13 protein-coding genes and 1 riboswitch are annotated in these 13,447 nt (G+C 36.1%); of the genes, 10 read left to right on the plus strand and 3 right to left on the minus strand.

The annotated features are described in order from the left end of the window. Positions 1–43: 43 nt before the first annotated feature. A complete protein-coding gene (locus ACHABW_RS16405; RefSeq protein WP_435756759.1) occupies positions 44–592 on the minus strand; it encodes an N-acetyltransferase family protein in 549 nt (182 codons plus the stop codon). Between the two features lie 179 nt (positions 593–771). Here ACHABW_RS16405 and ACHABW_RS16410 point away from each other — a divergent pair, with 179 nt between their 5' ends. The 7 genes from ACHABW_RS16410 to ACHABW_RS16440 all read left to right on the plus strand — a co-directional run bounded on the left by ACHABW_RS16410 (position 772) and on the right by ACHABW_RS16440 (position 8,234). After that, complete coding sequence (locus ACHABW_RS16410; protein ID WP_435756761.1) at positions 772–1,416, plus strand: CAP domain-containing protein; 645 nt, start codon at positions 772–774, stop codon at positions 1,414–1,416. 308 nt (positions 1,417–1,724) lie between these two features. After that, positions 1,725–3,455: a two-component system sensor histidine kinase NtrB gene (locus ACHABW_RS16415; protein WP_435756763.1), complete on the plus strand. Its 1,731-nt coding sequence runs from the start codon at positions 1,725–1,727 to the stop codon at positions 3,453–3,455. A 395-nt stretch (positions 3,456–3,850) separates the two neighbouring features. Next, positions 3,851–5,791 (plus strand): ATP-dependent DNA helicase, encoded by a 1,941-nt coding sequence (locus tag ACHABW_RS16420; RefSeq protein WP_435756765.1) that lies wholly within the window; start codon positions 3,851–3,853, stop codon positions 5,789–5,791. Between the two features lie 279 nt (positions 5,792–6,070). Then, the gene (locus ACHABW_RS16425; protein WP_110935899.1) at positions 6,071–6,256 is read left to right on the plus strand and encodes a hypothetical protein; all 186 of its coding nucleotides are present in this window, start codon (positions 6,071–6,073) and stop codon (positions 6,254–6,256) included. 184 nt (positions 6,257–6,440) lie between these two features. Beyond that, on the plus strand, positions 6,441–6,962 hold the full coding sequence (locus ACHABW_RS16430; protein ID WP_435756767.1) for a topology modulation protein: 522 nt from the start codon (positions 6,441–6,443) through the stop codon (positions 6,960–6,962). Positions 6,963–7,018: 56 nt separating this feature from the next. Beyond that, positions 7,019–7,270 (plus strand): DUF3986 family protein, encoded by a 252-nt coding sequence (locus ACHABW_RS16435; protein ID WP_435756769.1) that lies wholly within the window; start codon positions 7,019–7,021, stop codon positions 7,268–7,270. A 109-nt stretch (positions 7,271–7,379) separates the two neighbouring features. Further along, positions 7,380–8,234, plus strand: coding sequence for an HAD family hydrolase (locus tag ACHABW_RS16440; RefSeq protein ID WP_435756771.1), 855 nt, complete (start codon positions 7,380–7,382; stop codon positions 8,232–8,234). Between the two features lie 385 nt (positions 8,235–8,619). Here ACHABW_RS16440 and ACHABW_RS16445 read toward each other — a convergent pair whose 3' ends face one another. Further along, positions 8,620–8,964 (minus strand): hypothetical protein, encoded by a 345-nt coding sequence (locus ACHABW_RS16445; RefSeq protein ID WP_435756773.1) that lies wholly within the window; start codon positions 8,962–8,964, stop codon positions 8,620–8,622. A gap of 189 nt (positions 8,965–9,153) precedes the next feature. On the opposite strand from ACHABW_RS16445, the gene ACHABW_RS16450 reads away from it, so the two are divergent. Together ACHABW_RS16450 and ACHABW_RS16455 are read left to right on the plus strand one after the other, a co-directional pair. Then, positions 9,154–9,279: a hypothetical protein gene (locus tag ACHABW_RS16450; RefSeq protein ID WP_435756775.1), complete on the plus strand. Its 126-nt coding sequence runs from the start codon at positions 9,154–9,156 to the stop codon at positions 9,277–9,279. Further along, positions 9,243–9,326, plus strand: a riboswitch (ZMP/ZTP riboswitch). Its footprint overlaps the gene before it by 37 nt. Before the next feature lie 141 nt (positions 9,327–9,467). Beyond that, on the plus strand, positions 9,468–10,667 hold the full coding sequence (locus ACHABW_RS16455) for a phosphoglycerate dehydrogenase (RefSeq protein WP_435756777.1): 1,200 nt from the start codon (positions 9,468–9,470) through the stop codon (positions 10,665–10,667). Positions 10,668–10,767: 100 nt separating this feature from the next. Here the strand turns inward: ACHABW_RS16455 and ACHABW_RS16460 are convergent, their stop codons facing one another. Beyond that, positions 10,768–11,922, minus strand: coding sequence for an MFS transporter (locus tag ACHABW_RS16460; RefSeq protein WP_435756779.1), 1,155 nt, complete (start codon positions 11,920–11,922; stop codon positions 10,768–10,770). Between the two features lie 254 nt (positions 11,923–12,176). Between ACHABW_RS16460 and ACHABW_RS16465 the strand changes: the two genes are divergently transcribed. Further along, on the plus strand, positions 12,177–13,292 hold the full coding sequence (locus ACHABW_RS16465; protein WP_435756781.1) for a DUF6946 family protein: 1,116 nt from the start codon (positions 12,177–12,179) through the stop codon (positions 13,290–13,292). The last annotated feature ends 155 nt before the right edge of the window (positions 13,293–13,447 follow it).

The following is a 13,447-nucleotide window of genomic DNA, read 5'->3' on the forward strand; positions in this document are numbered from 1 at the left end:
CTATGTTATGAAGCAGAGAACCGTCCCTTTGTTTTACCTTTTTTTAATTTAAATCCTCTGTCAATACGGAAAAAGGCTTTAAATTATCCCAACCATAGGCGATCTCTTCCAATTTTTCTCCTCCGATGGTAGTTGATTTTTCATACACCTGCTCGCCGTCAAGATGTTTGAAGAAAGTACCTGAATCGAGATCCTTAAAGGTCCATAAAGCAATGGTTGAGAAGTGAACAGAAGAAAGATGTTGTACAGCACATTCAAAAAGTTTTTTGCCATATCCTTTTCCTTGAACATCAGGATGCACATACACCCCATATATCTCTCCAGTATATTTTATTCTTAATCGAGCATCCCTCATAGTACCAGCTAGAGAAAACCCAACTATTGTTCCATTACTGTCTTCCACAACATAGGTCATCGCTCCTCCAGTTGTCGAGGACGGAAGATCTTTTTTCCATCGTTGCTCTCTAGTGTTATACGTAAACTTATCTAAAGTAGCGGGTGGTAAAATATTCTTATATGACGAGTGCACACAATCAACATGAACACGAGCTATTCCTTTCCAGTCATTCACTTTCGCTTGTCGAATAATCATAAGATTTCTCTCCCTTCTCATGTTTGAATAAATCGGGGGGACGATTCTCTGCTTCCTAATTAAGAAGCAGAGAATCGTCACTCTAATTGTGGTGGAATAATTTGGAGGGTTACTATCTCATGCCTCTTACGATATCGTAATCTTATAAATAAATTAAGTTAAACGAGGGGATGAAGAACGTGAAAAAATACAACAAATATATTAGTGCCGTTTTATCGGTAACAGTAGCGCTAGGGATTTATACGGGTTCGGCAAGTGCATATGAATACTTTGACGAACCACCATTTGAAGCTTACAAAGTAAGCAAAGGTGATAGCTTTTATTATATTGGACTTCGGTACGGTGTAGATTATCGTGAACTTCAACGGATTAATCCTAACGTTGATGCGCGTAACATGCAAGTAGGATCGGTTATTCGCCTAATAGAGGATAAAAATAACCAAACACAATCAGCAGATGCTACATATGAATACGAGGTTGTTAGACTTGTGAATGTAGAACGAGAAAACCGTGGATTGAAGCCACTATCCATAAGAACTGAATTACAAAACGTTGCAGAAGCAAAGTCTAGAGACATGATTAACAACAACTATTTTAGTCATACGAGCCCAACTCATGGTTCTCCTTTTGAAATGCTAGATGCATATGGCGTTCAATACCGAACCGCTGGCGAAAACATAGCCAAAGGACAACGCACTCCAGAAGCAGTTGTAAATGCCTGGATGAATTCGGCTGGTCATAGGAAAAATATTTTAAGCACTAGCTTCACGCATATTGGTGTAGGATACTATAAAAACGCATGGACTCAGCTTTTCACAGGTTGATAGGGGAAGCAAGGGACGGTTCTCTGCTTCATTCAAAGAGAATACAGGAAACAGTGGTCACGTTCTATAGTAAAGATATTTTTTATAAAACTTTTCACTCTAATACGCTCGGATATATTATCCAAGCGTATTTTCTTTTGCTCTTTTATACTATCTATAACCTTATTACTTAAAAACGAAGCAGAGAACCGTCCCTGAAATCATAAAAAATACTATTTTTTTACTTCATTTTAATATAGTATATACTCTAGACTGAAAGTACTATATAAGAATAAATTTTCTATAAAAAAACAAGTGAGTGATTGAGGATGACGGATAGTCTTTTATTTAATAAAAAAAGAACAATATTTATGCTTGGTCTTCATATATGCGGATTCAGTATATTTTACACGAACTTTAATTATTCTATGATGCCTGGCGATTGGATATTATTTTTATCTTTGGTTGGAGCTGTTGTTTTATCAAGCTACTTTTTTATTCCAAAATGGCCAAGAGGAAGTAGTCTATCATTAGACACTGCTTTTTATATTGCCTCTCTTTTTCTCTTAGGATTAGAAGAGACATTACTATTATTGCTTATAAGTAATGTAATTTTTGCGATTTTTCGCAGTGAAATTATATGGTGGAAGCATGCTGCCAACCTTTCCATTTATTCTATTATGATAAGTACTACATACTTTGTATTCATTTTTTTAAATGGGGATGTTGGTGGGACCATTGAATCACTAACCTATTATTCCTTTGTATTGGCTCTTTTAACGTATTATCTTGTTAATTTAATTTTAATGACAATTTATTTTCATTTGTCTAATTCAGATCCACTTAAGGTCCTGTTTAAAAGTTTTATAAAAGAAACATACTCTAATTATTTTGTTACAATGGCCTCTTCATACATTTTAATGATTATTTTAACATTAGAGAATCCTATTTTTGGTGTCCTTATATTCACGTTTATTATTGTTTTGTTATCGATTATCTTTAGAAAAAATTACCACTTGTATGAAGAAATATCTAAAGACAAAATGTACCGTGAACAAATACTTAACTCACTGCCTGTAGGTATTATTACAATCGAAGACGAAGACACGACGGTGGATTTAAATCTATCTGCAGAAAAGCTATTGAACAGAGATGCATCGGAAGTAAAGGAATATTTAGTCGACAACTCAGAAATTCTTAACAAAAAGAACAGAAGTTTTTGGAGAAATGTTTCCTTAAAAAAGAAATACAACCAGGTGAAAACTCATTATGCTTCCGGAGATAAGAACTATCTTTTATTAATGTCCCAAACGGAACTTATTGATCAATACGATCAACTGATAGGAAGAATTATTTATTTCTTAGATGTTACCGATACAGAAAACCTTGAAAAGCGGATAGATAAAAGTGAAAGTCTTGCAGTCTTAGGTCAATCTGCCGCAGGGGCAGCTCATGAAATACGAAATCCCTTGACTGTCATAAAAGGGTTTTTGACACTCGTGGAAGAATCTTTAGGCGATAAAGACAATCACAAATTTCAAATTCCTTTACTGTTAAAGGAGATTAAACGAATTGATTCTATTGTCGGGGATATGTTACTAGTTGCAAAGCCTGTAACCCCAACATTAGAGAAAGTTTACTTGGAAGACATTGTTAGTGACATTCTCCCTTTGTATGACTACGCAATGACGGATCAACAAGTTTACATTCATGTTGATCTTATCAAGGTACCCCTACCTTTAGATGCAAAACAGATAACACAGGTATTATATAACTTGCTTCGAAATAGTTTTGATGCAATTGGTGAAAAAGGAACTGTTCATATTTATTCTAAAGTGTCAGGTAATTATTATCAGCTTTATATTGAAGATTCTGGGCCTGGTATTCCACCCGAATATAGGGAGGATCTATTTGAGCCATTTCATACAACAAAAGAAACAGGTACTGGGCTAGGTTTAACCATTGTCCAACGGATCGTAAAAAATCATCACGGAACGATAGAATTACTGCCTGGAAAGGGAGCGACATTTAGAATTTCGTTTCCAATACAGGTGCAATAGGAGTTTATAAGGGTGCTGAAAAAGTTTTTCTTTTTCAGCACCCTTTTTGAAGAGAGAAGAAAAGGGTTCTCTTATGTTGTTTCGGTCATACCTTGTCAATTATATATCGGTTTTGCAAGATAAATGTATTTTCTTAGATGTCTCAAACTTGCTTTTTTAATAAAGATAACTTATAATTTTGCAGCTACCTTTAACTTCATTATAGAAGATAGCAATGAATAAAGTAATAGAAATTTCGCTAATTTCATGCTTACAAAAGTTAGTTTCAAACCTTTACGTGTACGAAAAATAGACTACATTGCAGTTTTTCTAATCAGATGGCTGGCATGATAAATTACTTTCTTAGTGAGAAACATAAGAATCGTTCCACTAACAAAAAAGGGGCTATATTTTTAATGGCAAAATCACTTCCGTTTACAATTTCAAAAACAGAAAACTTCTTTGATCGTCTTGGGGATTTTGTAGGTGATGTGTTTTACGACACGTTACCGGAGCAAGGGTATGAACTTCGAGATGAGCAAATCTATATGGCATTTCAGATTGAACAAGCATTTAAAAATTCATCAACAATCTTTGCTGAAGCAGGCGTTGGTACAGGGAAAACATTTGTATATCTTTTATATGCTATTTGTTACGCGCGGTATAAACGAAAACCGGCTATCATCTCCTGTGCTGATGAAACGTTAATCGAGCAGCTTGTGAAAGAAAAGGGAGATATCGAAAAGCTCGAAAAAGCCCTTGGTATATCCATTGACGTGCGATTGGCAAAAGCACGTGAACAGTATGTATGTATGAAAAAATTAGATCCACTTGCCCATAAAACTGACGATGAGGACATCCTGCGTGTTCATGATGAGATTCCTGATTTCGTCTATGAGCAAGGTTCTTCCATGCAAACATTTGAGCGGTACGGTGATCGAAAAGAATATCCATGGGTACCAAATGATGCATGGGAAAAAATTTCTTGGGATCCGATTCAACAGTGTTCCACCTGTGATTGGCGTCATCGTTGTGGTCAGACGCTAAACCGAGATTATTATCGGCATGCCGAAGATTTAATCATCTGTTCTCATGATTTTTATATGGAACATGTTTGGACGAAGGATTCTCGGAAGCGTGAAGGACAAATGCCATTGTTGCCTGAGGCGAGCTGTGTGGTTTTTGATGAAGGTCATTTATTGGAGTTTGCTTCACAAAAGGCTTTAACGTATCGGTTTGATTCACAAACATTAGCTACTATTCTAACCGAATACATGAGTCAAGATGTACGAGAAGAATCATTACTGTTAATCGAAGATATCTTAGCTCTCCACGATGAGTGGTTTGATTTATTAAAAGAGACGGCCACATTTGTTGAGGGTTCTAACAGAAAAGAAGTTCCCAGATCAAAAATAATGATGGAACTTGCGACAAAAATAAATGAAAAAGTACAATCATTATTAGAGCAGCTAGTTTTTGATGGTGACATGTTTACCATTGAAGATTACCATGTGAAAATAATTGAAGAATATTTAGAATTTTTCTCTTACGGATTAGCAGTACTATTAGAAGGAAATCAAGGAGTATTTTGGCTGGAAGAAACGGAATTAGAGAGTTCATTTGTGATTATGCCTCGACTAGTTGAGGATGTCTTGAAAAAAGAAGTCTTTTCTCAGTCGATTCCTTTTATCTTTTCATCAGCAACGATGTCGCAAGCTGGAGATTTTAGTTATATTGCTGATAGTTTAGGCATTGAACGCTATGATTCCTTTACTGTTAAATCTCCATTTGATTATGAGCAACAAATGCGTGTATTTGGTCATGTTCAAGAAACGGAAGAAGAGAAGTGGCACGAAATAAGAAATGAACTACTAGAGAGCAATGGAAAATCATTAGTTTTATTCTCTTCGAAGGAAGAAATGACTCAATTCCGTGAGTGGTCCGATCAAAACACTTGGGATTTCTCTATTTTTTACGAGGGCGACCGTGAAATTAGTGAATTGGTTAAAAAGTTTCAGGACGATCATTCTTCTGTGCTATGTTCGTACAACTTGTGGGAAGGGTTAGATGTACCAGGGGAATCATTATCGCAAGTGATCATCGCATCCTTGCCATTTCCACCACATGATCCGGTATTTCAAGCAAAACGTAAACATGCAAACAATCCTGTTGAGGAAGTAGACATGCCTTACATGATCCTTCGTTTAAGACAAGGGATTGGTCGACTAATTCGAACGAGCACAGATAAAGGGACGCTTCACATTTGGATGAACAAAACACAAAAAGAAGCCTACAAAAACGACATCCAACAAACCCTACCAGAAGAAACAAGGGGACGGTTCTCTGCTTCTTTTTAGGTGAATTAAAGGGACTTGTTGGTTCTCTGCTTCCGATAAGTTTTTAGTGTATAAGAACTTAAGGGACAGGATGGTTTATAAGACATTCCGACTATTTTTCAATGAAATAATGGATTAATAGCCTTGTAAAGAGTAGAATGCCCATCTGTCGAATGAAGCACAGAACCGTCCCTACGGACTTTTTTAATTTGTATGCAGGAGATAAGGGCTCTTGGGAGGAATATTTAATGGAGGACAAATGATAACACGTCCAACAAATTAGAAAGGTGGTCGTTGTCTTTGAATCAAAATGTTACCTTGCAAGAAATCGCCGAAAATATCTCTAAGCCGCTATTAAACGCTTCTGACAAAGAATTGGAAGGTTTTCGCCAAATCATCGAGGAAACGATTAAAATAAGAGATTCACATATAAATTTGAAGAAAATGGTCAACAACTATGCTAGTTCTAAGATTCAACGATCTTAAAAGTTAACTGCTGAAAAAGGTTGTCCCTCAATGAAGAATACTGAAAAGTCGATGTGGACTTTTTCAGTATTCTTTTTTGCTGAAATTGACGAGTCTGATATCAATCATTCAGATCTTCAACAAGCATTACTTTTCATGTAAAAAATACTCACCAATAAATCATTTGTTAGGGGATGTTTGCAGAATGAATCGCATTATGGTGATGGGTGTTTCAGCTGGTGTGGGGAAGTCTATGTTTGCACGAAAGTTAGCGCAATCTCTAAATATACAAGTTTATCATCTGGACACTATATACTGGAAACCAAATTGGATAGAAGCTTCGTTGGAAGAATTTTCTGCTCGACAGCAGGAGATTGTTTTGCTGGATAGTTGGATCATGGAAGGTAATTATAATAGTACATATAGTATTCGAATAGCAAAAGCAGATACAATTATTTATTTAGAACTCCCACTAATTATTTGTTTATACCGAGTTTTCAAACGGTGGTTGACTAATATTGGTAAAACGCGGCCGGACATGGGCGAAGGCTGTAAGGAAAAACTAGATTACCAATTTCTTAAATTCATCTGCACTACTTACTATCCACGTAAAAAAATGATGAAATCCAAATTACAAGCTTTCAAAGAAATAGATTCTGAAAATAGGGTTATTACGTTGAAAAGTAAAAAAGACATCCAATCATATTTACACTCATTAAACATTTAATCGCTATTTTCAACTAAAAAAATTAAACATCTGTTTAAAAGAGAGTGGTGAAATTATTGCTGTTTGATCAACGATATCATCTTCATGTAGGCTATTATGCTAACTCAAAAGACATCGAGGCAATTTGCCTGAAAGTTTTAAATGAGGATATTTGGTGTATGTTCTTAGATAATGATTATAAACTGCCTCTCCCAGGCTCCGATTATCCTTCTCTAGAATCATTTGGATTATTGATTGGTATCTTTAACTTTACTACGAAAGAAATGTCCTATGATGCAGGAGCAAAACTGTTTAACGACTTTCTTTAAAAGAGAAAACATCATTTAAAAGTTGAAAACCGACAAAATTTTTATTTTAAGCAGTGATCAGTGTATACTTACCAAAGACATTCGTTTTATAAAATTAGGGGGAATCAGCGTGGTATTAAATCCTAAGGCAATTTTCTTAGACATGGACGGAACAGTATTAAATCATTTTAATAAGGTAAGCATTCATACAAAAGAAATTATTGATGAGTTACGAAACCGAGGTATATTTGTTTTTATCGCAACAGGAAGGTCAGCAGGTGAAATTTCAGGAGTAGTGCCTCCTGGTTTTCAAGTCGATGGTTTAATTACCTCAAATGGCATGGCAGGTTATGTTGGGGATGAAGCAGTATATGAGCATTCACTTTCGCTGGAATTGGTGGAGAGAATCATTGAAAAAGCTAGAACAAACAACGTCTATTATGAACTCTTCCCTTATGGAAGACCTCGCATTACATTGAAGCAAGATAAAGTATATGTAGAAGATGAAGTGAAAGATCCTAAGCCAGAAAGTGTTGGAATAAATGAGTGGCTTTCCCGAAAACAAGCAGTCAAAGAAGAAATTGATTGGAAGGAAAACATTGAGGGGAGTGCGTTTTCGAAGTTTTATTTTTTTGCCCGATCTACAGAGCATATCGATCATTGGAAAGATGAGCTTGACCAGCTGAAAAAAGAAATGAATTTTACGACTTCCATTTCTTCTATACATAATGTTGAGGTAATGGTTGCGAACGTAAACAAGGCAACAGGAATGAAGCAGATGTTACAGCATTTTGGGTTATCTGAAGAGAACACTCTCGCTATTGGAGATAGTAACAATGATTTGCCAATGTTAGAGTACGCTAGCTACTCAGTTGCGATGAAAAATGCAGCTGATTTAATTAAAGAGAAAGTCGATGAGGTTACGGAATTTAATTGTGATGAAGACGGCGTATATCATTTTCTAAAAGCTAAATTTGATCTGTAGTTTTGGCAGTTTGGAAAACACTGTTTGTTGAAAAAGGAGTACCTTTTAGTGATGAAAAGAAGGTACTCGAAACGATGTACTTGATATATAAAATAATCCAGTAGAAATGTACTGAAAGTGGTGAATAGAACGTCACCAATGGATGTGTCCATGAAACAAATGAAGCAGAGAACCGTCCCTACTTGCTTTTTTTTAGAATGAATTCATCGACTAACCATTTGATGACAACTGCCTTAATAATGTAGATGGGGAAAGAGTAAATGTATCTCCAGTTATCGAGGTTATAAATCTCGAGCCAAACAGTTATAGGTTCGAAAATAAACGTAAAAATAACCGCCATGATAAAATTTGCTATGATAAAGCTTCTCCATTTAGAGAAGTATTGTTACAGAAACATATGAGCAACGATGATGATGCCTTGATCGATTGAAATTAGCCTTGGCATGATATTGAAAAGTTGATAAGGATAGGACCACAATTGTAATTCTACCCCAATATCATCCATCATTAACACAAGAAGGCTCATCAACGTTCCATACAATAATATTGGTGCAATTCTATTTGTATCAACAAACCGCCACCAGATAATCCACGGAATTATCAATACAGCTAAAAGTAGAAACCATTGAAATGAGAACAAGTCATGATTCAACCACTTTTCTAATCTCATTTCAAACAATCGTTCATTAAAACTTTGTATTTGCTCATGACTCGGATAGTTTTCTGGCATTGTAAGTTATCCTTTTTAGTAAAATATCTAACATTAAACCTTCATTCAAAATCACTTCCTCTTATATGGTGTACATTTTCGTGAATTACACTCTCTTAAATGTATAAATAATAATTTTTATATTTCCCGGGCAAGCGCATGATCCGCCTTTATTCTTATATGGGGATCATTTAATCGAGAGAATTAGTAATGATTCAACAATACTTGTCAGGAAGTGTAACTAAAATATTTTATATGTTGAAGGTTGCGGCAGAATTTGATACGATAAAGGAAATAAAGAATCTATGTGTAACTGGCGTACACGGATTACCGTGAGGGAGCACATATCGATTGGAAAGCAGCCGTTCGCCTGGGCAGAGGTAAGGGATGTACAGGTACATCCTTTACCTCTTTCTGTTTATTTTTAGGGGGGATAGCTTAGTAGTTGAATGTAATTGAATGAGGAGACCACACTAATTATTTCCACAGAGTTTAAATACCAATAGAAGAAAGAGGCGGATAAAATGAGCTCAGTTATTTTAGACAATAAAAAAACAATTAAAACGTTAAACAATATTGCAGAATCAGGTTTAAAGATTTTTAATAAAGATAATTATACGATTGATAATGATAGTGAAAATCCTGATGCAATTGCTGTGCGTAGTTTTAACATGCATGATCTTGAATTTGGGGATAACCTGAAAGCTATTGCTCGTGCCGGTGCTGGTGTAAATAATATTCCCGTCGATAAATGTACGGAACGCGGAATTGTTGTTTTTAATACGCCTGGGGCAAATGCCAACGCAGTAAAAGAACTTGTATTAACATCTTTAATTGCTTCTTCACGGAACCTTTTTGAAGGAACCACTTGGGCAAGGACGTTAAAAGGCGAAGGAGACCAAATTTCAAAACATGTTGAGACCGGCAAGAAACAATTTGTAGGTAAAGAAATCAAAGGTAAAACTTTAGGTGTCATTGGTTTAGGAGCAATCGGTGCACTTGTTGCAAATGATGCGCTTAATTTAGACATGGACGTCATCGGCTTTGACCCGTTCATCTCTGTTGATACTGCTTGGAACTTATCTCGTACAGTGCATCGCGCTATGACGATCGAAGAATTGTTTGCTAACTCCGATTACATTACTGTACATGTTCCGTTAACGGACGACACGAAAGGGATGTTCAATGAAAAAACATTCAGCATCATGAAAAATGATGTTACTATTTTGAATTTTTCGCGTGACGGTCTTGTAAATGAATCGGATATGGCTGCTGCGCTTGAAAGTGGAAAAGTCGGCAAATTTATTACAGATTTTCCAAGTGAAGAAGTCTTGAATATGAAAAACGTTGTTCCATTCCCTCATCTAGGGGCTTCTACGAAAGAATCTGAAGAGAATTGTGCTGTGATGGCGTCTCATCAAGTCAAGGATTTTCTTGAAACAGGGAATATAAAAAATGCTGTTAATTTTCCGAATGCATCTTTACCTTACACAGGAAACCGTCGTTTTACTGCGTTCCATAAAAATGTACCAAACATGGTTGGTCAAATTACCTCCGCTTTATCGAATTATGACTTAAACATTGCTGACATGGTAAATAGAAGCCGAGGCGATTATGCCTATACGATGATCGACATCGATAACAAAGTAAACGGAGATATCATTCCTGGTATCGAGGCAAATATTACAGAGATCGAAGGTATTATTGCCGTTCGTTTGATTTAATTCATTTCAAGCTTAATACTGAAAAAGCCAAGCCATACTTTCTTTGTGAAAGTATGGCTTTTTTTGCTGTTTTCCTTTGAATAGATTACCTCGAATCCCTTTAGGTAGGTACTTTTTGTAGCGAAATACCCCCCTTAAGATACCCACTAATTGTTAGAACAATCATTCCGATTAGAAAAGCAACAAAATATGGTGATACGGTGTCACGAATGATTCCGGTAACCGAGGAACTAACAATGATACCTAACGAGAAAATGGCTGACATATAACCAAACGCCCGGCCATGAACTGCTTTAGGCGCATTTTCTGTAATGGAGGTCGCCATTGCAGGCATAATAAGACCAAAGAACACGCCCATCATAAATAATAGAACGGGTAACTGGAAGAGATCACTTATTAAAGCAAAGAGTGTCATCGACATTCCGAATAAACCTGTCATAAGCCTCAAAAACGGGCTAAACCGATTAATGAAAAAGAAAGAGAGTGTAATAAACGTCCCAATAGCCATATAGCTGAATAATTGGCCGGTTTGAAAAGTAGACAGTCCCCTTTCAACAGTTAAATAAGGAATTTCGAAAATAAGTACACCGTGGATATACATCACTGCAAAAGCTATTAAATAAACGATGGGTAGGTTGGGCGTCGATAGAATCCCACCGCCTGCAGATCCCTGTTTATGCTTTATTACCGATGTGACTTGTCTATCTTTTAGAAAAACGAAAGAATATGTTGCGGTAATGATCATGGCAGTCCCAATAAAAAAGTAGGTATTTGCGTAACCAATCCAAACGACCATTTGCCCACCGAGTAGTGGAGCGATAATACTGGCAATTGTTGATAACATCCCATTAATGGCAATATTTTTCCCTTGTTCCCGACTGTTTTTTGCATACCCCGAGAGCAGGGTGAAAGCGGCAGGAATCAAAAATGCTAAAGCAAAACCGTTTAAACCATGCAATACTAACAAATCCATAGAGTCTCCTGCGAGTCCGTGCGCAATAAATAACCCTCCGGAGGCAAATAACGGCAGAGTGATGAATAATTTCTTACCAAAACGATCTACCAGAGGCCCTGCGATCAAATTTCCGGTTAAATTACTGAGTGAAGTAACACTTATAATAACACCAATTAAGATACTCGATGCTCCGAAAGCTGCTGCATATGGAGTGAAAACAGGAATTTGAATTCTCATGATCAAACTAATAAAAAACATGACAATAAAGATATTCAATTTATCTTGTGTTACTTCTCTCATACTGTTCACCTCAGAAATAATGTATGTCGGACCTTTCAAGAATAGACGAGCAGTTTTATATATGTTTTGTATTCCTTTCCTCTGTCACTTTTCGAACACCAAAATAACAATAACAGGATATAAAGATATTTTTGCAGGATAATCGCTAGTTTTATTGAAATAAGCATTATACTCAACAAGCATGAATCAAGTTTTCCGTTCAATAGAAAGACAGATAAATGAATACCATGTTTGAAAACTAGGGAGGGAAATCTGTGGGGAGTTATTATACAGAGACACAAGGAATCGAATCGTGGAAAAACGAATTATCCGAACCGGAAAAACAGTGGAAGTCTGGTTTATCAGCGAAGGAACTAGCTTTGAGTTGGGAAGAGGCTAATGGTTTTCCACTTAGTATTCAAGAAGCTTTTCAAGACAGTGGTATCCCGCTTTTTAAAGATACGACTTTTTTATTTGGATTTCCTGAATATAAGATCCCATTACCGGGTGGCGGGACTAGTTCGCAAAATGACCTTTACGTTTTAGCAAAAGCCAGTGATGAATTGCTTACAATTATGGTAGATGGAAAAGTATCGGAACCTTTTGGGAAAACAGTCGGATTTTGGAGAGGAACGGACCCTAGCAGCGCTAAAAGAAAAAAGTTAGCCAAGTTACTAACCACACTTAAGTTAGAGGAAGAGGATGTATTGAATAAACGGTATCAATTATTGCATCAAACTGTATCTGCACTAATTGAAGCAAAAAGAGTCCAGGCAAAAAATACGCTTTTACTTATACATTCTTTTAGCAAAACAGCATCGGGCTTTGATGAATACTGTGAATTTGTAAAGATGTTTGAATTAATGCCTTTACGTAACTCTGTTGTTGGACCCGTTCTACTTAACGGTGTCGATGTTTATTTTGGTTGGGTCACGGAAGTAAACAACAATATAAATATAGAAGAAAACGAGACACTACAAGCCATTAAGGAGAAAAACACAACGATAAAGAAAGATACGAACAAGTTTGTTACAAAAATAAATCATGAAGTGATGTATTCTGCCGATCGATTTAATAATGATATAAATATTGGAGAATTTGTAAACACTACATTAATAGGCTTAATTAAAAACAGGCAGTTATCAAATGAGATGGTAGAGTGGTTAACGGACACTGAGTATTGTAAGGAAGTGTTTGATATTAACTACCCTGTGCTGAAGAAACTCGATGAAACGGTTCCTTCTTCCGAGCAGCGGAAGATACGAGGGTATAACCGCTACTGGACGAAGATCGTTTATATTCATCAGGCAAGGTATCTTATATGTAATGATTGGCATGAGAGAAACAGAGTTAAATATCAGAGGTGGTTGGTAAGGGTTGAGAATAAATAATCAGAGACTGGTTTAAAATTAGTCGCGAATAGAAAGGTACATACATTTACAGTCGTATTCTCAAAACTGAGAACGGCTGTTTTTCTTTGTTCAATATTCCTCAATTGGAAAATAATACTTGAATTTTGTATCAACCGTATTATAATGGGTAATAC

The organism is Salipaludibacillus sp. CF4.18, assembly GCF_051262595.1.
Lineage (GTDB): Bacteria > Bacillota > Bacilli > Bacillales > Salisediminibacteriaceae > Salipaludibacillus > Salipaludibacillus neizhouensis.

Coding starts and splice junctions, on each gene's coding strand:
- ACHABW_RS16405 (WP_435756759.1), bottom strand. CDS start 592: ATGATTATTCGACAAGCGAAAGTGAATGACTGGAAAGGAATAGCTCGT.
- ACHABW_RS16415 (WP_435756763.1), top strand. CDS start 1,725: ATGACGGATAGTCTTTTATTTAATAAAAAAAGAACAATATTTATGCTT.
- ACHABW_RS16420 (WP_435756765.1), top strand. CDS start 3,851: ATGGCAAAATCACTTCCGTTTACAATTTCAAAAACAGAAAACTTCTTT.
- ACHABW_RS16430 (WP_435756767.1), top strand. CDS start 6,441: ATGAATCGCATTATGGTGATGGGTGTTTCAGCTGGTGTGGGGAAGTCT.
- ACHABW_RS16445 (WP_435756773.1), bottom strand. CDS start 8,964: ATGCCAGAAAACTATCCGAGTCATGAGCAAATACAAAGTTTTAATGAA.
- ACHABW_RS16450 (WP_435756775.1), top strand. CDS start 9,154: ATGATTCAACAATACTTGTCAGGAAGTGTAACTAAAATATTTTATATG.
- ACHABW_RS16455 (WP_435756777.1), top strand. CDS start 9,468: ATGAGCTCAGTTATTTTAGACAATAAAAAAACAATTAAAACGTTAAAC.
- ACHABW_RS16460 (WP_435756779.1), bottom strand. CDS start 11,922: ATGAGAGAAGTAACACAAGATAAATTGAATATCTTTATTGTCATGTTT.